At 59.0% G+C, this 20,132-nt stretch carries 21 protein-coding genes, 1 tRNA gene and 1 pseudogene; 9 read left to right on the top strand and 14 right to left on the bottom strand.

The genetic code is table 11. The annotated features are described in order from the left end of the window. Window positions 1-40: 40 nt before the first annotated feature. Window positions 41-1,321 (bottom strand): 4-aminobutyrate--2-oxoglutarate transaminase, encoded by a 1,281-nt coding sequence (locus A6U98_RS25000; protein ID WP_064653662.1) that lies wholly within the window; start codon window positions 1,319-1,321, stop codon window positions 41-43. A 170-nt stretch (window positions 1,322-1,491) separates the two neighbouring features. Between A6U98_RS25000 and A6U98_RS24995 the strand changes: the two genes are divergently transcribed. The 3 genes from A6U98_RS24995 (at window position 1,492) to A6U98_RS24985 (ending at window position 4,884) form a co-directional block, all read left to right on the top strand. Continuing rightward, window positions 1,492-2,301, top strand: a complete 810-nt coding sequence (locus tag A6U98_RS24995) for a MerR family transcriptional regulator (protein ID WP_064653660.1) — start codon at window positions 1,492-1,494, stop codon at window positions 2,299-2,301. Window positions 2,302-2,487: 186 nt separating this feature from the next. Continuing rightward, window positions 2,488-3,114, top strand: coding sequence for a ribonuclease D (locus A6U98_RS24990; RefSeq protein ID WP_064653659.1), 627 nt, complete (start codon window positions 2,488-2,490; stop codon window positions 3,112-3,114). Window positions 3,115-3,345: 231 nt separating this feature from the next. Continuing rightward, window positions 3,346-4,884 carry a hypothetical protein gene (locus A6U98_RS24985; protein ID WP_064653657.1) on the top strand — a complete coding sequence of 513 codons (1,539 nt, stop codon included), beginning with the start codon at window positions 3,346-3,348 and terminating at the stop codon, window positions 4,882-4,884. A 148-nt stretch (window positions 4,885-5,032) separates the two neighbouring features. Here A6U98_RS24985 and rpsA read toward each other — a convergent pair whose 3' ends face one another. The 3 genes from rpsA to aroA all read right to left on the bottom strand — a co-directional run bounded on the left by rpsA (window position 5,033) and on the right by aroA (window position 8,992). After that, window positions 5,033-6,736 (bottom strand): 30S ribosomal protein S1, encoded by a 1,704-nt coding sequence (rpsA, locus tag A6U98_RS24980; RefSeq protein ID WP_003544285.1) that lies wholly within the window; start codon window positions 6,734-6,736, stop codon window positions 5,033-5,035. Between the two features lie 177 nt (window positions 6,737-6,913). After that, window positions 6,914-7,561, bottom strand: coding sequence for a (d)CMP kinase (cmk, locus tag A6U98_RS24975; protein ID WP_064653655.1), 648 nt, complete (start codon window positions 7,559-7,561; stop codon window positions 6,914-6,916). A 72-nt stretch (window positions 7,562-7,633) separates the two neighbouring features. After that, entirely contained in the window at window positions 7,634-8,992 is a 1,359-nt protein-coding gene (aroA, locus tag A6U98_RS24970; protein ID WP_064653653.1) for a 3-phosphoshikimate 1-carboxyvinyltransferase, read from the bottom strand. Between the two features lie 276 nt (window positions 8,993-9,268). Between aroA and A6U98_RS24965 the strand changes: the two genes are divergently transcribed. From A6U98_RS24965 to A6U98_RS24950, 4 genes are all read left to right on the top strand, one after another. Next, on the top strand, window positions 9,269-9,652 hold the full coding sequence (locus tag A6U98_RS24965) for a TIGR02300 family protein (protein WP_003544290.1): 384 nt from the start codon (window positions 9,269-9,271) through the stop codon (window positions 9,650-9,652). A gap of 150 nt (window positions 9,653-9,802) precedes the next feature. Beyond that, window positions 9,803-9,878, top strand: a tRNA-Ala gene (locus A6U98_RS24960). A 275-nt stretch (window positions 9,879-10,153) separates the two neighbouring features. Continuing rightward, window positions 10,154-10,357: a hypothetical protein gene (locus A6U98_RS24955; protein WP_064653651.1), complete on the top strand. Its 204-nt coding sequence runs from the start codon at window positions 10,154-10,156 to the stop codon at window positions 10,355-10,357. Next, on the top strand, window positions 10,332-11,180 hold the full coding sequence (locus tag A6U98_RS24950; protein ID WP_064653649.1) for a hypothetical protein: 849 nt from the start codon (window positions 10,332-10,334) through the stop codon (window positions 11,178-11,180). Before A6U98_RS24955 ends, A6U98_RS24950 begins: the two co-directional genes overlap by 26 nt. A gap of 484 nt (window positions 11,181-11,664) precedes the next feature. On the opposite strand, the gene A6U98_RS24940 is transcribed toward A6U98_RS24950, so the two are convergent. From A6U98_RS24940 to A6U98_RS24920, 4 genes are all read right to left on the bottom strand, one after another. After that, window positions 11,665-12,042: a hypothetical protein gene (locus A6U98_RS24940; protein ID WP_064653645.1), complete on the bottom strand. Its 378-nt coding sequence runs from the start codon at window positions 12,040-12,042 to the stop codon at window positions 11,665-11,667. Further along, complete coding sequence (locus A6U98_RS24935) at window positions 12,039-12,917, bottom strand: hypothetical protein (RefSeq protein WP_064653644.1); 879 nt, start codon at window positions 12,915-12,917, stop codon at window positions 12,039-12,041. The genes A6U98_RS24940 and A6U98_RS24935 overlap by 4 nt, the downstream gene beginning before the upstream one ends. A 26-nt stretch (window positions 12,918-12,943) precedes the next feature. Next, window positions 12,944-13,297, bottom strand: coding sequence for a hypothetical protein (locus tag A6U98_RS24930; protein ID WP_064653642.1), 354 nt, complete (start codon window positions 13,295-13,297; stop codon window positions 12,944-12,946). A 382-nt stretch (window positions 13,298-13,679) separates the two neighbouring features. After that, window positions 13,680-14,597: a hypothetical protein gene (locus A6U98_RS24920; RefSeq protein WP_064653640.1), complete on the bottom strand. Its 918-nt coding sequence runs from the start codon at window positions 14,595-14,597 to the stop codon at window positions 13,680-13,682. Window positions 14,598-15,311: 714 nt separating this feature from the next. Here A6U98_RS24920 and A6U98_RS36270 point away from each other — a divergent pair. Together A6U98_RS36270 and A6U98_RS24910 are read left to right on the top strand one after the other, a co-directional pair. Then, window positions 15,312-15,632 carry a hypothetical protein gene (locus A6U98_RS36270; protein ID WP_245304572.1) on the top strand — a complete coding sequence of 107 codons (321 nt, stop codon included), beginning with the start codon at window positions 15,312-15,314 and terminating at the stop codon, window positions 15,630-15,632. Window positions 15,633-15,734: 102 nt separating this feature from the next. Continuing rightward, on the top strand, window positions 15,735-16,187 hold the full coding sequence (locus A6U98_RS24910) for a hypothetical protein (protein ID WP_064653636.1): 453 nt from the start codon (window positions 15,735-15,737) through the stop codon (window positions 16,185-16,187). 105 nt (window positions 16,188-16,292) lie between these two features. On the opposite strand, the gene A6U98_RS36925 is transcribed toward A6U98_RS24910, so the two are convergent. The 6 genes and pseudogenes from A6U98_RS36925 to A6U98_RS24880 form a co-directional block, all read right to left on the bottom strand. Further along, complete coding sequence (locus tag A6U98_RS36925; protein ID WP_156667893.1) at window positions 16,293-16,598, bottom strand: hypothetical protein; 306 nt, start codon at window positions 16,596-16,598, stop codon at window positions 16,293-16,295. Next, a complete protein-coding gene (locus A6U98_RS24905; protein ID WP_156667892.1) occupies window positions 16,591-17,166 on the bottom strand; it encodes a hypothetical protein in 576 nt (191 codons plus the stop codon). The genes A6U98_RS36925 and A6U98_RS24905 overlap by 8 nt, the downstream gene beginning before the upstream one ends. Window positions 17,167-17,196: 30 nt before the next feature. Continuing rightward, on the bottom strand, window positions 17,197-17,700 hold the full coding sequence (locus A6U98_RS24900; RefSeq protein WP_064653632.1) for a hypothetical protein: 504 nt from the start codon (window positions 17,698-17,700) through the stop codon (window positions 17,197-17,199). Further along, window positions 17,697-17,900, bottom strand: a complete 204-nt coding sequence (locus tag A6U98_RS24895; RefSeq protein ID WP_064653630.1) for a hypothetical protein — start codon at window positions 17,898-17,900, stop codon at window positions 17,697-17,699. The genes A6U98_RS24900 and A6U98_RS24895 overlap by 4 nt, the downstream gene beginning before the upstream one ends. Before the next feature lie 529 nt (window positions 17,901-18,429). Next, window positions 18,430-18,699 (bottom strand): annotated as a pseudogene (locus A6U98_RS37825) (hypothetical protein); the annotation flags it as partial. Window positions 18,700-19,214: 515 nt separating this feature from the next. Beyond that, window positions 19,215-19,838, bottom strand: a complete 624-nt coding sequence (locus tag A6U98_RS24880; protein ID WP_197496440.1) for a hypothetical protein — start codon at window positions 19,836-19,838, stop codon at window positions 19,215-19,217. Between the last annotated feature and the right edge of the window lie 294 nt (window positions 19,839-20,132).

Raw genomic sequence — 20,132 nt, 5'->3', positions numbered from 1 at the left:
GCCGGTTGCCGGCAGCCATTGAAATCCGGTTCCGGTGCGGTCACTTGCCCGCGCTCGCCTCCAGCATTGAGGCTTCGAGAATATCGAGCGCTTCGCCGAGGATTTCGTCCTGAATGGTGATCGGCGCGAGGAAGCGGATGACGTTTCCGTGGACGCCGCAGGTGAGCAGGATCAGGCCCTTGTCGAGCGCGATCAGCCGCACCCGGTTGGCGAATTCCGCGCTCGGCAGTCCCGTCGTCCGGTCGTTGAATTCGACGGCGTTCATGAAGCCCGGCCCGCGGATATCGACGATCTCCGGCACCGTCTCGCGCAACGATTCCAGCCGCTGCTTCAGCCGCCCGCCGAGCTGGTTGGCCCGGTTGCAGAGATCCTCGTCGACAATGACGTCGAGCACGGCATGGGCGGCCGCGATACCCAGCGGATTGCCGCCATAGGTGCCGCCGAGCCCGCCCGGTCCCGGCGCATCCATGATTTCGGCGCGGCCGGTGACGGCGGCGAGCGGAAAGCCGCCGGCCAGGCTCTTTGCCATCGTCGTCAGGTCAGGCGCCACCTCGTGGTGATCCATTGCGAACATCCTGCCAGTGCGGGCAAAACCAGTCTGCACCTCGTCGGCGATCAGCAGGATGCCGTGCTGGTCGCAGAGCTCGCGCAGCGCCTTCATGAAGGCGGCGGGGGCCGCATAGAAGCCGCCTTCGCCCTGCACCGGCTCGATGATGATGGCGGCGACGCGCTGCGGATCGACATCGGCGGCGAAGAGCTTCTTCAACGCCGCCAGCGACTGATCGGCGGTGACGCCGTGCAGCTCGACCGGGAACGGAATATGGAACACGTCGCCCGGCATCGCGCCGAAGCCGACCTTGTAGGGCACGACCTTGCCGGTCAGTGCCATGCCCATGAAGGTGCGGCCATGGAAGCCGCCGCCAAAGGCGATGACGGCCGAGCGGCCGGTTGCGGCGCGCGCGATCTTGACGGCGTTCTCGACCGCTTCGGCGCCCGTCGTGACGAAAATCGTCTTCTTCTCGAAATCACCAGGCAGCAGCGCGTTCAGCCGTTCGGCAAGGTGCACGTAGCTTTCGTAGGGAACCACCTGATGGCAGGTATGGGTGAAGCGGTCGAGCTGATCCTTGACCGCTGCGATGACCCGGGGATGGCGGTGGCCGGTATTGAGAACGGCGATGCCGGCGGCGAAATCGATGTAGCGGCGGCCTTCCTTGTCCCAGATCTCCGCATTCTCTGCACGATCGGCATAGATCTGAGTGGTCATGCCGACGCCGCGTGAAATAGCGGCGTTCTTCCGGTCGGTAAGGCTGGTCGCGGTCATCGATGGCTCCTGCGCTGAAAAGGGGCTTCAGAACTATCTTGCATAAGTTCTGCAAGATGTGTAGAAAGTTCCTACATTTTTCCTGCAAGAAATCAAGCGGCATTTTTTGCTTCAAACATCACGCTTTTTGATGGAGGTTCTGGGGCGATTGGAATCGGGGACAGTTTCGGATGAATGATAATGGGCCTGTACGCTACAAGGTGGCGGAAGCCGCGCGGCTGGCGGGCGTTTCGGCCTCGACGCTGCGTCTCTGGGAAAGTCAGGGTCTGGTGGTTCCCGGTCGTTCCGAAACCGGCCATCGGCAATACAGCGCCGACGATGTGGCGCGGCTGAAGCGCATCTCCTGGTATCGTGTCGAGCGTGGGCTCAATCCCGCGGCAATCCGCGAGGCGTTGGAGAGCGAAGAACCTTCCGCCGATGGCGCCGAGGCAAGCCAGGATACCGGCCTCGGCCGCAAGCTGCGCAGCCTGCGCCATGCGAGCGGCAAGACCCTCGATCAGGTGGCCGGCGACATCGGCGTCACCTCGTCGACGCTCTCGACGCTGGAACGCACCTCGCAGGGCGTCAGCTTCAAGACGCTGCACGATCTGGCCGAGTATTACGGCACCACCGTCTCGCGCCTCTCGGGTGAGGAAAGCGGGGAGGTACCGGCGCTAGTGCGCGCCGGTGAATGGCGCAGGTGGCCGGAAACGACGCCGGGTGTTGCGGTGCAACTCCTCGCCGAAGGCCGCAGGATGATGGACTGCCATCGTTTCGTGTTGGCGCCGGGCGCTGCCAGCGAGGGCGCCTATCGCCACGAGGGCGAGGAATTCATGCATGTTCTGTCCGGCCGGCTCGAACTGGTGCTCGACGGCGATCAGTTCTTCGATCTCGGGCCCGGCGATTCACTCTATTTCGAAAGCCGCCGCGATCATTCCTGGCGCAACCGCCACGATGGCGAAACCGTGTTGCTCTGGATCAATACGCCGCCGACATTCTGAACCGCGGCGCGTCGGCCCGAAAAAATCGAAATCGATTTCCGGAAAGCGCGATGCAGAGATTAAAAAAGGTAGAGCGTCCTTTGTGCGTCCAGAGGACACATTGCGCTCTACCGTAGCAAAGCGGTTTCGCACTCTGCGCCTTTGCGCTATAGCCCAAAGAGATGCATTCGTACGAAAGACAGTCTCATGGCGGCCACCATACGTTACCACGAAGGCGATATTTCCGCGGCCGATGCCGCCCGCTACACCGGCGCGATTGCGATCGACACCGAAACGCTTGGCCTGGTGCCGCGCCGTGACCGGCTCTGCGTCGTCCAGCTTTCGCCGGGGGACGGCACCGCCGATATCATCCGCATCGCCGCCGGCCAGAAAGAGGCGCCCAATCTCGTCGCCCTGCTCGAAGACCCCACCCATCAGAAGATCTTTCATTACGGCCGCTTCGATATTGCCGTGCTCTTCCATACTTTCGGCGTCACGACGACCCCGGTTTTCTGCACCAAGATCGCCTCGCGCCTGATCCGGACCTATACGGATCGTCACGGCCTCAAGGATAATCTCAAGGAGATGCTCGATGTCGATGTCTCCAAGGCGCAGCAATCTTCCGATTGGGCGGCCGAGAGGCTATCTCCGGCCCAGCTCGAATATGCCGCCTCCGACGTGCTTTATCTGCATGCGTTGCGCGATAAGCTGACGGAACGCCTGATCCGCGACGGCCGCCATGATCATGCGACGGCCTGCTTCGAATTCCTGCCGACCCGCGCCAAGCTCGACCTGCTCGGCTGGGAAGAGGCCGATATCTTCGCTCATAGCTGAGCGAATTGCCTTCATTCTGCGTTTGCTGATAGCCGTGCGGCAGGCTTGTCCGCAGCCGTTAGCGATTCATTAACGCCTGTTTATTAATATTCCTATTAATTTTTATGCATTTCGATGACGCCGGAACTGCGTCATGCGGACAGGAGGATCTGCTGGGATGCAAGGGGACCGGATGAGCGCGGTTCTTTTCTAGAGCCTGCTTTCATCGTCACTTTACGAAAGGAGCATGCCATGTTGACTCCCGTTCGTGCAGCGTCCAATGCAAGCTTTTCGTCCCAGGGTCAGACAGCGGCGATCGTCGCAAGTGGTCTCGGCCACTCCGTAATTGCGCCCCCGCCTGTCAACGCCGTCGAAGCCGCAGACCTCAATTCCGCCATTGCAGGCAAGCTCAATATTCTGCTCCTTGCGGCGCGCGAGCGCATGGTCGAAGCCCTTTTCGATGTCATCGATGCGGCAGGCCGCTCGATCTCGCTGGATCGTGGCGAGGACGAGAGCAATCTTGCCTTCGCCTCCCGGCTTGCCGATGCCATCCGGCGGCTGCCAACCGCCAGGATCGACGAGGTCGAGCGCCAGCTCACCGAGAATGGGCATAGCGTGCCGCTCCGGACGATCGCCGAGGCCCTGAAGAACCCGACAGGCCCTGAAGCCGCTCGCATCGTCGCCTATCTGGAGATTGTCCGCTATAAGGATCGCGACCTCGCCGCCCGCGCCGTCGTCCGCTCCTATGGCCAGAATGACGCTTCGCCGATGCGCGCCGAAGCTCGCCCCGAGATAAGACTGCATGAGGACAGGCTGCCCGCCGCCATGCGTCAGCCGGCAGACACGGCGCCCGCGTCAGCCGATTCGCTGATCGAGGCCGCAGCTTTGGCGGCCGTCGAAGAAGCGGTCATCGCCGAAGCCGTGGAAGCTGCCGATCCGGAAGCGCCGAAGGCTGAGAACCGGGCTCAATCCGCCCCGGCGACCACGAGGGAGGTCGCCCCGGAAAAATCTGCGCCGCAGGAGATCGAAGTCGAGCAACCGTTGCCGACGGAAGCCACAGCGGCCGACGATACGCCGGAAACGCCGGAGCCGGCTGCCATTCAACCCCGCGCGATGTCGGAAAAGGTTGATCCTGTCATTCCCAGGAACTGGGCAGGAATTGTCGCCTCCATGACCGAAGAGGTCTCCGAGATGATCGCCACCATCATCCGCGAGCAGGACATCGAAACCGTGCTGGAGGATGTTCCCGTCGAGGCGGCCGTGGAGATCGATACGATCCTCGACGACGCCGTCATCAGCGACGCGACCGAAACCTTGACCAGGCAACCAGCCGAATTCCCCGCACCCGATCCTCGCCAATCCGCAGCACTTCGCCCACCGCAGATGGATATCGAGCCCGTGGCCGTTCGTCAGCCGAAAGAAATCTCCGCGCAACCGCAGACGATGCCGGTTCCCGCGACAGCCGAAGCTTCCTATGTGCCGCTGGCGGCAAGGATGCCGGAGGGATTTGCCTATAGCCAGCTGCCTTACCAGTTCGCCAAGGATACGCCGTCGAATGAGAAGGCAGGCGAAACGCACCACCAGCATCAGCACCACGGCGACGATACGTCCGAGGATCAGCAGCAGGCGCAGTCCGGCGGCGAAGACGCCGAGCCCGACGCTGAAGAAACCGCCGCCGCACCCGAGCGCAGGACGCCGAGGATGATTGATGCCGAACCGTCGGCTTATCAGCCAGGCGCGGCAGCCGACCCGGTCTATGCGCTCTATCAGCGCATGGTCGGCTGGGAATAGAGCAATTCCAGGAAAAGTGCGAAGCGCTTTGCCAGGGATTGCGTAAAAACAAGAGGATAGAGCGGTTCTGCGCTTCTCCATCGCCTGAAAATGAAGAACCCGCCGGATCGCTCCGGCGGGTTCTTCAATTCAAAGGCGGATGCGAGGCTTATTCGCCGCCGCGGTTCTTCAGGGCTGCGCCCAGGATGTCGCCGAGCGAAGCGCCGCTGTCGGACGAACCGAACTGGGCAACGGCTTCCTTCTCTTCCGCAATCTCCAGAGCCTTGATGGACAGCATGATCTTACGGTCCTTCTTGGAGAAGTTGGTGACGCGGGCGTCGAAGACCTGGCCGACCGAGAAGCGCTCAGGGCGCTGTTCGTCGCGGTCGCGAGCGAGGTCGGCGCGACGGATGAAGGAAGTGATGTCTTCGTGGTTGACGAGCTTCACTTCGACACCGCCGTCGTTGACCGCGATCACTTCGCAGGAAACGACTGCATTCTTGCGCAGGTCGCCAGAAGCAGCGGCGTCGCCGACTGCATCCTTGCCGAGCTGCTTGATGCCGAGCGAGATGCGTTCCTTCTCGACATCGACGTCGAGAACGACGGCCTTGACGACGTCACCCTTGTTGAACTCCTCGATGACCTGTTCGCCCGGACGGTTCCAGTCGAGGTCGGAGAGGTGCACCATGCCGTCGACATCGCCGTCGAGGCCGATGAACAGGCCGAATTCGGTCTTGTTCTTGACTTCGCCTTCGACTTCAGTGCCGGCCGGATGGCTGCGGGCGAATGCTGCCCACGGATTTTCCAGCGTCTGCTTGAGGCCGAGCGAAATACGGCGCTTGGACGGGTCGACTTCGAGAACGACGACTTCGACTTCCTGGCTCGTGGACAGGATCTTGCCGGGGTGAACGTTCTTCTTCGTCCAGGACATTTCCGAGATGTGGATCAGGCCTTCGATGCCCGGCTCCAGTTCGACGAACGCACCATAGTCGGTGATGTTCGTGACGGTACCGGAAATCTTCTTGCCTTCCGGATACTTCGCCTGGATGCCATCCCACGGATCGCTCTCGAGCTGCTTCATGCCGAGCGAGATACGGTGGGTTTCCTGGTTGATGCGGATGATCTGAACCTTGACCTGCTGGCCGATGTTCAGGATTTCCGACGGATGGTTCACACGGCGCCATGCCATGTCGGTGACGTGCAGCAGGCCGTCGATGCCGCCGAGGTCAACGAACGCACCGTAATCGGTGATGTTCTTGACGACGCCGTCAACAACCTGGCCTTCTTCGAGGTTCTGAACGATTTCAGAACGCTGCTCGGCACGGGATTCTTCCAGAACCGTACGGCGCGAAACCACGATGTTGCCGCGGCGCTTGTCCATCTTGAGGATTTCGAAGGGCTGCGGATTGTGCATCAGCGGGGTCACGTCGCGGATCGGGCGAATATCGACCTGAGAACGCGGCAGGAAGGCGATCGCACCGTCGAGGTCGACCGTGAAGCCGCCCTTGACCTGGTTGAAGATCACGCCTTCGACGCGCTCGCCAGCTTCGAACTTGGCTTCGAGCTTGACCCAGCTTTCTTCGCGGCGAGCCTTCTCGCGCGACAGAACGGCTTCGCCAAGCGCGTTTTCGATACGCTCGACGTAAACTTCGACTTCGTCGCCGACCTTCAACAGGCCGTCCTTGGCGCGCGCGCCGAATTCCTTGAGCGCGATGCGGCCTTCAACCTTCAGGCCGACGTCGACAACGGCGACGTCCTTCTCGATGCCCGTGACGATGCCCTTGGTGACATAGCCTTCAGCCAGGTCGTTCTTGGCAAAGGACTCTTCGAGAAGAGCCGCGAAATCCTCGCGGGAGGGGGTAGCTACTGACATAAAATCTCCTGCGTGTCCTGAATAAGGAAGCGGACACGTATGCGCCGGTTGGTTTGCGTTGAACGGGCCTGAACCCAGTCCGCCCTCTCTTACGAAGGCAATCCGGCGCTTGGACGGAATTTCAGGCTTGCTGTATTAGAAGCGATCCATGCTCAGAGCACGCAAAATCGCTTGAATTTAGGCATTTCGGCTCAAGACCGCATCGATGATCGATTGAGCAGCTTGAAACGCGGCCTCTATACTCATTTCCGACGTATCAAGCAAGTGCGCATCATCAGCTGGTTTCAAAGGGCTGTCGGCCCGTCCCATGTCGCGTTCGTCGCGCCGCTTGACGTCCTCGAAGATCGCATCGAAATCTGCCGTCAGGCCTTTGCCGAGGATCTCGTCATAACGGCGTCTTGCGCGGACTTCCGGCGACGCCGTCACATAGAATTTCACCGGTGCATCCGGGCAGACGACCGTGCCGATATCGCGCCCATCGAGCACCGTTCCCGGCACTTTCGTCGAAAACCGCCGCTGCGCCTCAACCAGCGCCCGGCGCACCGCCGGCATGACCGCAATCTTCGAGGCGGCCTCGCCGATCTCATGTTTGGAAAGTATATCGCGATCCAATCCAGCGAGTTCAACCTCTCTTGCGATCTTTTCCGCCACCGCCTCGTCGTCGAGCGGCAGGCCGGCATCGAGCAGCGCCTTGGCCGTGGCGCGATAGGTCAGGCCGGTATCAAGATGGTGATATCCGTAGCGCTCTGCGATGCGGCGCGAGAGCGTGCCTTTGCCGGCCGCCGCCGGGCCATCGATGGCGATGGTGAAGGTCTCGTTCGTCATGCGATCAATCCTGCGGCAGCGCGCCGAAACGGAAAATGAGTTTGTCTTCGCGGAATTGCCGCGGCGGATAGATCATTCCGGCACCTCCTCGATCTTTGCTCCAAGGCCGGTCATCAGCTGCATGAATTCGGGAAAGCTGGTCGCGATCATCGCCGCGTCGTCGATCGTCACAGGATGCTCCGAGGCAAGCCCCATGACAAGAAAGCTCATGGCGATGCGATGGTCGAGATGTGTGCTGACCCTGCCGTCGACAGCGGTGCCGAGGCCCTTGCCGTCTGGCCGGCCGCGCACGATGAGAAAATCCTCGCCTTCGTCGCAGTCGACGCCATTGAGTTTCAGGCCATCGGCAACGGCGGAAAGGCGGTCGGACTCCTTGACGCGCAGTTCCTCCAGCCCCTTCATGATAGTCGCGCCCTCGGCGAAACAGGCAGCGACGGCGAGGATAGGATACTCGTCGATCATCGACGGCGCGCGATCTTCGGGAACGATCACGCCCTTGAGCTCGGAATGGCGCACGCGCAGATCCGCCACGTCTTCGCCGCCGGCAAGACGCGTGTTCAGCACCTCGATATCGGCCCCCATCTCCTGCAGCGTCAGGATCAGCCCGGTGCGGGTCGGGTTCATCAGCACGTTGACGATGGTGATGTCGGAGCCGGGGACAAGCAGCGCCGCAACCAGCGGGAAGGCGGTGGAGGAGGGATCGCCTGGAACGTCGATCACCTGGCCCGTCAGCCTGCCGCGCCCTTCGAGCCGGATTGTGCGCACACCCTCGCTGTCCGTTTCGACGGAAAGGGCGGCGCCAAAACCCTGCAGCATCTTTTCGGTATGGTCGCGCGTCATTACCGGCTCGATGACGGTGGTGACACCCGGCGTATTGAGACCGGCAAGCAGGACGGCCGATTTCACCTGGGCGGATGCCATCGGCACCCGATAGCGGATCGGGCTCGGCGTTCCCGGGCCTTTGAGCGTCACCGGCAGCCTGTCGCCCTCGGAGGCGCTGATCTGCACGCCCATTTCGCGCAGCGGATTGAGCACGCGGCCCATCGGCCGTTTCGAAAGAGAGGCGTCGCCGATGAAGGTGGAGCGAAAGTCATAGGTGCCGACGAGGCCCATGGTCAGCCGCACGCCAGTGCCGGCATTGCCGAAGTCGAGCGGCGCGTCAGGCGCGAACAGCGCACCGTTGCCGGTGCCGTCGATCACCCATTGCGCGCCTTCTTTGCGAATCCTGGCGCCCATCGCCTGCATCGCCCGACCGGTATTGATCACGTCCTCGCCTTCGAGCAGGCCGGTGATCCGCGTTTGCCCGGAAGCAAGCCCGCCGAACATGAAGGAACGATGCGAGATCGATTTGTCGCCCGGAATACGGACGCTGCCCGTAAGGCCGGCGGATTTGCGGGCGGTGGCGGGCCGGGGCGCAGAGCCGTTCAGCATGGCGCAATCCTTTGCAAATGCAGTCTATTTTTGCCGCAAGACAGGCTTGGCCGGTCGCAATTCCCGTCCCCTTCTGCAGCTGTTGCGGCTCGTTAACATAAACGTGCCGGGCGGTCATCCGTCGGCTTGCCAAAAACCCCGGGCTCCGATCGCAAAGTTTGGCTTTGACATGGGAAGCCACAGCGATTAAGGGGACCGGCTTATAAATTCCGATGGAACGCCGGCTTGATCGGCATTTGCCGAATCTCTTATTCGGTCATTCACACGAGGCTTATAGTGGCGAAAGCGGAACTTGGAACCAAGCGTACCGATCCGGAAACCGGCAAGAAGTTTTATGATCTGAACCGGGATCCGATTGTTTCTCCTTATACCGGCAAGTCCTATCCTCTGTCCTTCTTCGAAGAAACCTCGGCCATCGCCGAAGTTGCCGAGGAAGACGAGGTCGCGGAAGTCGATACTGAAAACACCGAAGTTGAACTGGTTTCGCTGGAAGATGCCGATGAAGCCGCCGGCGGCGACGACATTCCCGATATCGGTGATGACGATGTTGAAATCGAAGGCGACGACGACGACGATACCTTCCTCACACCGGACGAAGACGACGATGATGACGATATGAGCGACATCATCGGCGTGACCGGCGACGACGACGAAGTCTGACGACTGCATTTCGGCCCGGCGAGGAAAAAATTCTCCGGGCTGGATTTTTTAGGCTTGCTATCTCCGGAAACCGGAAGTAATAAGCCGCCACTCCGCAGGGCACGCCCTGAGGAGTATCCCAGGACCGGCCTCGAGCCGGACCACCTTGATGGGGCTATAGCTCAGCTGGGAGAGCGCTTGCATGGCATGCAAGAGGTCAGCGGTTCGATCCCGCTTAGCTCCACCAAAATGTTTCGTAAAATCAAACGCTTGTGTTGGTCCCGTGGTTTGCCGGCCAAGTGGAAAGACCTTGGGGAAGCACCTGGGAAGCGCGAGAACTATCGATTTCGATTTTCTTACCTTTTCTATGCGATAAAACCTCGCTGGGAACGTTACCCACACGAGAAACGCCTTGACGGCAGGCGATGCGACTGATTCTCTTGGGTCAGATGCGCCGCTAGCCTCGCGCAACGACCAGCTTCTATGATGAAGCGAGCGTTAAATCGCTCAATGGAGAACGTCATGAACGTCTATCAATCCGTCGCAATGGCAGACATTTCCGACATCACGCGTCCGAAATCCTCCGGGCGGATGGTCGATACCCGCGTTGTGAAGGCACCAGCAGAGCCGACTCCGGATTACGACAAGATGCGCCGCATGCTGCATGGCGACAGCGTCGAGCAAAAACAGCCAGGGGACCATGCGCAAACCACGGAAGCAGAATAATTCGACGATTGAGGCGAAATTTCCGAGGGGTAAATCGCTACCATCTCAATCCCCGCTGTTCTGGGTGCAGCAGAAGGACCGATACCTTCGCCAGATCCTGATCGCTGACATTGAGGAGATGACGGGGAGGCGGCTTGTCGTCTACTTTGCAAACAGGTTTCGGAACGACACGTTCATAAACGCTGGTGATATCCCCTATATGGCGGAACTGCTCGGCGATCTGAATGGTGCGCCGGCTGATCTTCTTCTGGAGACCGGTGGGGGAGAGACCGATGCTACCGAGGCAATTGTTTCCCTTCTCCAAAGCACGGCGCCTGATCTTCGGGTAATCGTACCGAACGCTGCCAAAAGTAACGGCACCGTCATTTGTCTGGCGGCGCGCGAAATTCTTATGGGGTCGACGTCGGAGCTCGGCCCTATCGATCCATCGGTCGGAGGAATGCCTGCCTCTATCGGCATAGAGCCCGCGGTTGCGCAGCAGAATTATGCGCTCCATCGGTTGGCGATGTACGCCATTATGCAGACAAAGAAACTAGCGACGTCACTTCTCAAAAATGGAATGCTCGCTGGCAAGACCGATCAAGATGTCAGCAATGTGGTGGAAGCGCTCTCAACCAAGAACGTGTTTCATTCTCATGGTTCTGTTGTCGATCATCGCGAAGCAAAAGCCTTGGGCCTTGCGGTCAGTTACCTCGCTGATGATGACGAACTTTGGAAGCGCCTGTGGCTGCTCCATTGCATGTATGCCCAGGATATTACGGCGGCAAATCACCTAAAAATCTTTGAGGGTCGAGCTCGAAGCACATCGGTAGCCGCGAAATAGAGCGCACATTCATTGGCGCGGCTTGGCATGTCGTATCTTACCGTCGTCCATATACAGGCCCGTCTCGTGCTCGTTGCCACGACGGACCCATTCATGAGCGACGCCGGCACGGATGATCGAGAAGACATTTTCTCCCGATGCAGTGGCCGTCTTTAGGGCGCGTTTCCTCACCAACTCGACGAGAGTCTGTCTGTCGGATCCAACGCGGCGTCGAAGAGCATAAAACATTCTATCGTTTCCACATTTGCGGGTCGAGCCGCGCACTTCTAACTTCCGAAAACCACTAATTATTGAGGGTGAGTCGGACTTCGGTCCGATGGTGGACAGCAATCTCTCTGCTAATTTCCGTTCCGCTGAGACTGCAAAACTCAGCACGAAAAGGGTGTCTGCCCCTGATCCGGAGCACCCTTTTCAAACTCGTTTTCGGGAATCCCCCCTTAACCCTCAGCACCGACGGTTCGCAGGCGGCTAACCTCCCAATTGATCATACGGCATGGGCAATCTGTCGGAGCGCCATCCTTCCGATGGTGTTACCAGATCCATCGAATCTGAGTGGCCCATCGTCATAATCGAAATCGGTGGTTTGCGCGGCTTCCTCTGGTATGTGGACGCGCAAGCCCTCCGGGTTCGACCATCCCATCGCCGGTTCGTCGTCGCCGCAGTCTTCATCATCCGCCGTGTCCATTTCCAGATCGTCAAAGCGTTCGTCGCCGAAGCATTGGGGTGTGCTGCCGATCGATGGCTCAAAGTCTCCGTTGTCTTCCAGGTCTGGATCCCCGTCTAGGAGATCCAGAAGCGCAATCAGCTGCTCTACGTAAGCTTCAATGGTTTCGCGGCGCAGCTCATGAACCAAGTTGCTCATGCTGAGGCCCTCCCGGCGACTTCTGCCACGGACTCGATGAACCGGGCGATCTGGCCGAGCGGGCTTTCGTCAGACTTCGTGATTTTCATAAGCGCGCCTGCCGTCACGGTGAGAGCATCAGCTTTCATTGCCAAGCCGGCTACAGTGCAAGCCTGGCATTTAGAGACTTCGTCGGCAGTCTTGTGAAGAAGAAGGTCAGCGTCCCTTACCCGCAGGCGAGCTGCATCAGCACCGGAAAGCTGCCGGAGACGCATGGTCTCGGCCTCGTATTGTTCCGCCAACTGGATGCGCAGTTCGCACTCCCTGATAGCCTTGATCCTATAGGCGCGGTTTCGCGCGAGAGCCTTTTCGGTTCGCCCCGTTGGCGTGGACCGCTTCCACCTTTCGAGGAGCTTTCTCTCTTCGTTGGCCGTGCGAATGGCGAAGCACGTGTTCCGGGTTTCTCGACGGAATTCCGGCGCCAGCCTCTTTGTAAGTTCGCTTGTGTCCCTGATGAGATAGCGGCCGACAATGTCGCGCTCGGCTGGCATAGTGCTTCGGCCATCTTGGGCGTTCGCACCATGCAGCAGTTCCTCGGGTGCCAACGGCCACTGATGCCGCCACTCATCCGCCAGCCACTCCATCGAGTTTCGAGCCTCTTCCAGCTGGGCGCAGGCATCATTGAACTTTTGGTATGCAACGATCAGTTCGGGGTTTTCTGCCTGATCGCCGGAAAAGCCGATCGCCTTGCCTACAGCGGCGCCGTGCGCATCCGGTGCGATGGCAACCGCAGCCGCCGCCGAGGCGGCCCCCATGCCAAGCAAGAGCTTGCGGCGCGACATGGACGGCAATTCAATGGCCAGAGCTTCGCCGGCCGATTGGTTGATCGGTTTCATTTTGATCTCCTCGATGTTGGGTCTGATTATTGCAGTGTCGTTATGCAGAGCGCTTGGATCTCGGCTTGTATTGCGCGACGATCAGCAACGGTTGTCATCTTCCAGGGGCGGGCGTCGATCCGCATCAGTTCACGCGTTAGTTCCTCGACGCGATCTGCAGCCCGCTGCTTGATCGTCTTGCGCGCCGTCTCAGCTTCAAACTTCGCGGTCATCCATGCGGACTTGAGGCAGCGGGAGAAGGACTTGCGGCGGGCTTCGGCACTAGCGGGACGGCTGTTCACCCAATCGCGACGGTAGAGCTTCCAAGCCAGAGTCATGATGGCGGCCCGGTTGAACTTGGGCATGCCTTCGGCGGTGGCCGGAATCGGTGCGTTCGGCATCTGGCTTTCCCTCAATCCGAGTTTCTATGTGCATATTAACTACAGTAGTTAGCTACGTCAATAGCTACTGTAGTTTTTATTGCAATAAATACCGGCAGGCCTTATACGGGAGAGGAAACCTGATGGAGATATCTATGGGAAGGCCCCCAGTTCCGACGCATCTAAAGCGCGACAGACGACTTGTTGTCATGCTGACGGAAACAGAGACGGAGAACTTGTCCGACGCGGCCAGGGCCGCCGGCGCAGCGAGCTTAAGTGACTGGGTGAGAGATTTGCTTTTCGAAGAAGCCAGGAGACTGGCCGGAACGAAGACCGGCTAGTTGAGGCCGCCAGATCGGAGAGCCGCCTGATCGAGCATCCAGCAACTGATGGAAAGAGCGCCTCAAGCGTTTGATGCGGGCACCCACGTTTTTGGCCCATCCAGAACCTCGGCGGACTCACGCAGCCGACCGAGGTTGGTGCACAATACCCGCTGAAGAGCGGCCACCCGATCGAGTTCGGCGTTACGGCTTCCATCGCCATTCGTATAGTCCATCTCGCGCAGGATATCTAAGGTTGCCTCCGCGAGTTCAGCGAGGTTGATCAGCTCGTAAAAAAGCTCACTGAAATCCTGCCCCTCTTCCGCCGCGCCCGAGGTCGCATTCGTGGTCTCTGTTGAAGGATGGTAGTCGAGATGGCCAAACAATAACGTTGGCGTCCCCGAGCCTTTGGGCGCGATGTAGGCGAATTGCTGCTCTCCCGTAGATTCTAGCGCTTCAGCCGGTTCGCGGCCCAACCGGCGGCATTTATTCCAAGGGTGCTCAGGCGCATGGTTTTCCGCGTGAAGCAGGTAGGCAGCGCCCATCGCGTACTTGTTGATCGTATTCATGAAGCCGATCTTGTGGCCGCGACTGGCGCCATTCTTGTCCATGTCGATCACGATTGGACCGAGGAGCGCCCCATTGCCGTTGTTGTGGTATTTCCCGATGAAGGTGAGGAATTCTTCCGCTAAACGCCCGCCAATCTCGCAATCGTCGGCGTAGGACGAAGCCGCCGGAACATTGGCCCAATAGTTGTAGCCTCCCCCGCTCTGGCACCTCTCGATAAACGAAAGCGTATCCACGGGTAGGCTGGCAATCCTCCCGACCACATCGGCCTCTGCGTATTCAGGTGCCGCCGCATCGGGCGTCGCGCTGTTTGCGGATGCTGCCTCGGTCAAGGCGAGCGCTGCCTGAACGTCGCCGCTGCGCAATAGGGACGCGAGTTGCGCTAGAACGTGGGTCGAAGCTGCATCTTCTTTCGCGTGTGCATTTGCTGTCAATTTTCATCTCCTGGAGTGGTTTCGAGCGGGTCGCGCTTATGAAGCCACTCTGGTAGCGAACAACGATCGGGATTCCGAAGCCGGCCTCTTCGAAGAGTTTCGTGATGCCTAAGATCCACAAGAGGGTGATCAGCAATGGCGCAAACAGTGGAAAACGGCTTATCTGTTTGCCAACGCGGCCTCTTTGAGGCGTACATCCTAAAGCTGCGTTAATGATACATTAATATACAATTTGACGTGGTGCAGAATTCTGCGATGCTTCCCTTGGGCAACTGAGGGGTTATCTGTGAAAATGTACCTTATGGCTCGGCGCTTCGGCGCCGTGGCGATTTCGCTCGTGCTTGCGAGCTGCACGACAACGCAAGCGGACTTTTACAAGAAGCCGGAGGCCGTCAGCAAAGCTGCGTTGTGCCGTGCTCTGGTGGAGACGCAAGATCCGGCCTTCTACCAGGGCCTGTTGGGGGAGGTAGCCCGACGGGGAATCGCTCCGCAGGAGTGCTACCAGATGGTCCAGCAACAAAATCAGGCGGCCGTAGCGCTCGCTGCGATAGCGCTTGTTGGTACGGCAGTGGCGGTCTGCGCCAACAACAACTGTGGGGGCGGCTACGCGCCTTCTCGTCGCTATCCCGGGAACTGCTATTCCTATTACGACCGCGCGGCGGATGGCAGCCTTTGCGGGAACCGAAGCGCGATGTCTCGCCCGGGAGGTTGGTAATGCGAAATTTTCCCAATGTCGCGTCAGCCGCCTTACTTGGAATGCTCATTGCATTCTCATCGTCCGACGCATCTGCCTACTGTTCCGAGCCTAGTGCGCCATCCTGCGCAAGTGGGTATGGCGGATTTGATGACGAGTGGGATTTCACTCGCTGCAAACGAGAAATGGAATCGTTTAAGGACGATGTCGAGCGTTTCATGCGTTGCAACAGCGATGAAGCGGAAGAGGCGCTGGAAAAGGCGCGCAACGACAATCAAAGTGCCACGTCAGACTATAATGGCGCAGTAGAGGCCTTCAATCGGCGCGCGAGTGGTGGGTAACGGCTTTGAATGGGTAATCCGCATCGACCCTAGTTTGAGCTGAATGAAGACGCGATGTCGCGACTCGCAGCTTCTAGCTTTCATTGGACATGGAGAAGATTTATGAGAAGGGCATTGTTATCCTGCGGGGCGCCGATCGCCTTGGCGCTTAGCCTGTGCGTCGCCATCAACTCCCCGGCGAATGCTGAAACCCTACTTTGTGTCCAAGAGGTCGCAGGTGGGCTAAAATTCCTTGACGGGAGCTGGCGAGGGATACAATTCAGCAATCCAGGTGGCTCACAATATGCAATTACGTCGACAGCACAAGAGCCTAACAAATACGTAGTAAAAGAACTCGGAAAGTCTTTTGAGATGTTCACTTGCGAGCGATATAAGCTCGCGAGCGGTCAGGCAATATCGAGGCTGTATTGTGGAGGCCCGGCGTGGGGAATGGTTATTGATCTTGAAAAACTTCGCTACGTGGAAATTTATTCTCATGGCTACATCGAAGATGACCAAAGCGGCAAGAACACGCCACTTGTCGGAGGAGGCAAGTGTTCAGTCATTCATCCGTAGTCGCTTTATTCCATGTTAACCGCATACAGGCGCCACTCTCCTGCGTTGCTCTCTGAAGCCCACTTGCCTGTAATATCAGGCAGACAGAGCCGTTATCGACCGTTATCAATCGGCGGCCATCGCATCCGAGAGCACCGATAAGAAGTCTCGAGAAATCCCCTTCAGGATGCGAGCCTGTGCAGCTAAGGCCCGCGCCTCGTTCGTGTTCGCGCCGTGACGGTAATTGCCATTGCGCTCGCCCGTAGGAGCCCCGGCGCGCGCACCGTGTATCCGGCAGACCTTCTTACCGCGGACGGCCGGCGCCTGGCATTGGAAGCCCGAGCGCTTGGATTTGGCATGGCAGCGAGGAGCCGCATTGAGCCGATCGGTGCGCGAGTGGGTACATGTCATTGCGTCGGTTTCTTTACTCACCCCCACCCCCCTTGGTGACGTTGCCGACGATGGCTTGGGCGCCCTCGTGAACGTGCACGTGCTTGACCTTAACCACCTGCTTCCCGCCGGTACGATACCGCTTCAGGCACTCCGCCTGCGCTGCGAACGTGCGCATGAGCTGGTTGGTTTGGCGAGCGTACAGGTCATATTTTTGAATGACGGTTTCCCGGCGCAGCCTTGTGGCCATCTGCATCGACATCAGATGAACAGCGGCCATTTGCGTCGCAAGCATCATCTCCACGTGGTCTTTCGGCGCCATCCCCATAACCATCTCGGTGAGCAGCGTAAGCTCGCTCTGGTCGACCTTGCCTTGACTTGACGCCGCCAGGATGACCAGTTGTTCGGCAATGACCTCCGATAAGCGGACGTAGTCGGTCCCTACCGACTTCATCCATGTGGGATGCTCGATAGTGAGCACGCCCTGATCGTGCTTCACGGCGCCGCGCTTGCCGATCTGTCGAAGTTCTGCCTCCAAGACGTCCGAAGGCGCTTTGGCGCTCTCTGCTGGCATCGTCTCTGCCGGCTTTAGGGGCGTCACGTTGCTCAAGGATTTCCCCATGGACGAATGCCTCTGAAGTTATGCCCGCTTGGGGGCGATCTGAAATGCGTAGTGATGATTCCGGTCGTCATAGGCCTTGTTGACCCAGCCGAGCCATATCTTGAGGTAAAAGCCGCCGAACAGCGGTTGATCGCGCTTGAAGCAGAAGAACCGGACACCCCTCGCCGTCTCCATGACGTACCACTGATTTTTAGGGGTCTCGCTGATCGCCTGGCGGACGATGATGCTGCCAGCCGCAGGCATGCCCAACAGTTCGGATTGCCAGCCGTGAGCGGGGTTGCGGCAGATCCAGCACGTACGCTGCCACCAGAGCCGCCACGCTTTCAGGCCAGCCTTGTAGCCCGCCACGTTCTGGGTAATACCGCCGTCAAGATCTGCATCCGTGGTCGAGAACCATTGCAGGAAGCCGGGAAGCTTCGGCCCGGTAAGCAGCGAGAGCGCAGCCAGCAGAGGCGAAAGAAGCCATGAGAGCAGCACGAGGGTCAGGTTTGCCGGCCAATATGAGAGGTAGCGCAGCGTCACGGGCTATCCTCGGGCGGTATTTCATAATCGAGAACGAACACGCCGTTGACCACACAGACGTGAAGACCGTTCACTAGGCAGTTAATGGCGGCCGTATAATCGTCCCACGAGATTTCGAGGTAATCGCCCTCTACCGGGACGCCCTCGACAATGATGGGGTTATCAGTGCCAACACAATCCAAGCCAACCGCGTAAGGCATTTTACTTGATCCTCATATAGTAGGTAACCGCTTCATTCTTCATCCGCGTTTCGTTGGCGGTGCGGGGCGTGCCGCCCGTCGTGGCCGTCGTGGCGGCGCTCGTCTTGTTGTTCGGTGAGAACCCGCCGCCGGCGCCATTGATGACTGCCACGCCGCCGCCCGTCCCATCGGAGCCAACGATAGGATGCCCATGGTCCTGGAAAGCATCATTCTGAAGGGTGCCGGCGCTTGAACCAGCGCGCGGAATCCGGCCTTCCGAGTTCCAAAGATTGATCGTCTGTCCGTCAAGCGGGCTTCCGGCCAGCGAAACGATGCCTGTTGCGATCAGCAACGGGGCGGTTCCTGAGACGCTTTCGCTTGTGATGAAGCCGGTATTGTAGGCGTCCGCGGCGGTGAGTTTGACGTATCGGTAGCTTTTATTCGTGGGCGGAGAAGAAACGCCCTTATGTGTCATTACGGGAACAGGAACACCGATAGGGAAAGCGCCCCATCCATCGCTCATTAGCGTAACAAGAGCGCGAAGTTGTGCGAGGCCATCCGTATAGAATGCCGAGCCACCGCAAAACACTTCCGCCGAGCCGCCATCCGGAATCACGAGAGTCGCCGCCCCGTCGATCGTTTCTGCGCCGTTCGGGTCGATCGTTACATCTCCACCACTGGCAATGACGGTAACGTGCCAATCGGCGCCAAGCGTGGCGGCAGCAGTCAGGGATAGCGTTGCAGTGGCTGTGAAGCGAATGGCGCCGTTATTGTCGTCCGCTACAGCCGTATATGCACCAGCCTTCGCCGAGTAGACTAGGCCGTTGTCGAGGTCGCGGCGCAGAATGGCCATTATGGTGCGGTCAGAGTCGTTCATGTTGCTCGGCGGGCATCCCTCGCCGATAAAGACGCCGCCGACATCGGTGTTCGCGGCAGCGGTTGTTGACCAAGACAGGAATGTGTTTCTTGCCATCTTAGTTTGCCCCGCCTCTATGCATGTCTGTGTCGCCAGGGGCAAAGACGCCGGCAAACTGTCGACCCGATGCTCTGAGCTTTTCCGCCGCTGCCTGAAGGCAAAACTCATTCGGCGTCATTCCTGCGCGGTTCGCTGCGTCGAAGAGGCTTTCTCGAAAGCTGATCATCACCATCGCGCCGCGAAGCATGATGAAGGCCTTTGTCTCTCGCGAATTCCGCGACTCTTTGCTGCTCATGAGAAGCTCCATATTTTGCAATGAAGTATCTCACAGTTCCCGGGGGGCGGAATTGGAAATGCTCGGCAATGTTCGGCAGCGCTATCGTTGCCCACGCGAGCGAGACTGCTTGGAAATAGCCAAGTTATTGGCTTTTCGTCGCAATAGCTTCTTCAAGTTGTCGCGCGACAATCAAAGCTGACCTTGCGTCCAAATGGCCACCGTCCGGCTCCCATCGGATTTCGTCATTCCAATCAATGCTGAGCAGTCGGCTCCCAAATTTTGGATCCGCCACGGTCATCGCGCGCCTGCTTCGCGCTTCATAATCAGTCGCGGCGAGCAGGGGGTGCATCGGCATATACAGATAGTAGGCTCTACCGCCTTTGGCTTCCACCTGATCTGCAATCGCACGCAGTTCTTGTGCGGATTGACTGATGGTGCCGGTAACGGGCCGAGCATCCAACGCTTTAGCGGCGGAGGAGACTGTTTCCGTGTACCTCAAGGGCTCCGGTGATTGACTGAGAAGTTTTCGTGCCGCATTGGCTGACGCCGCGTCTCGTTTATCCGCTTTTGCGTCGAGGCGGTATAGGCTGGATACAGTTGCACGAGCAGGAGTATTAGCAAAACTCAACGCCGCAAGACCAAGTGGCGGTGAAATTGCTCGTTGGGCAACTTGCTCAATTGCAAGGTCACGCGGCCGATCTAGGATATTGACCTCAATGACCAATGTCGTGGGCTGTTTTTGCAAGGCGATGTTGGCACTGGACACAGGCGATTGCCCAGGAAGAGCTATATTGGCTATTTCCTCATTGAATAGGGAAGGCGCCAATCTGTAAATGAGGGAGGTGCCGGCGAGCGTCAACGAAGACGTTTTGTCTCGTGCGAAGTCTAAAATGATATGCCGGTTGTCTTCGGACTGATTGAGAGTTGGAGGGTGTCTCGGGAGATGGGGTATCGCCACGTTCCACAGCCCGAAGAGAGCCAAGGCGGTTGCGCCGATTACAGTGAGGAATTTCCAATCACGTGGGCTGCGCTCCATCGAGATTAGACGCTCATCGTATTG

The organism is Rhizobium sp. WYCCWR10014 (assembly GCF_001657485.1).
Lineage (GTDB): Bacteria > Pseudomonadota > Alphaproteobacteria > Rhizobiales > Rhizobiaceae > Rhizobium.
Note: the sequence above shows the minus strand (reverse complement) of the source record. Positions and strands in the feature narration are given on the sequence as shown.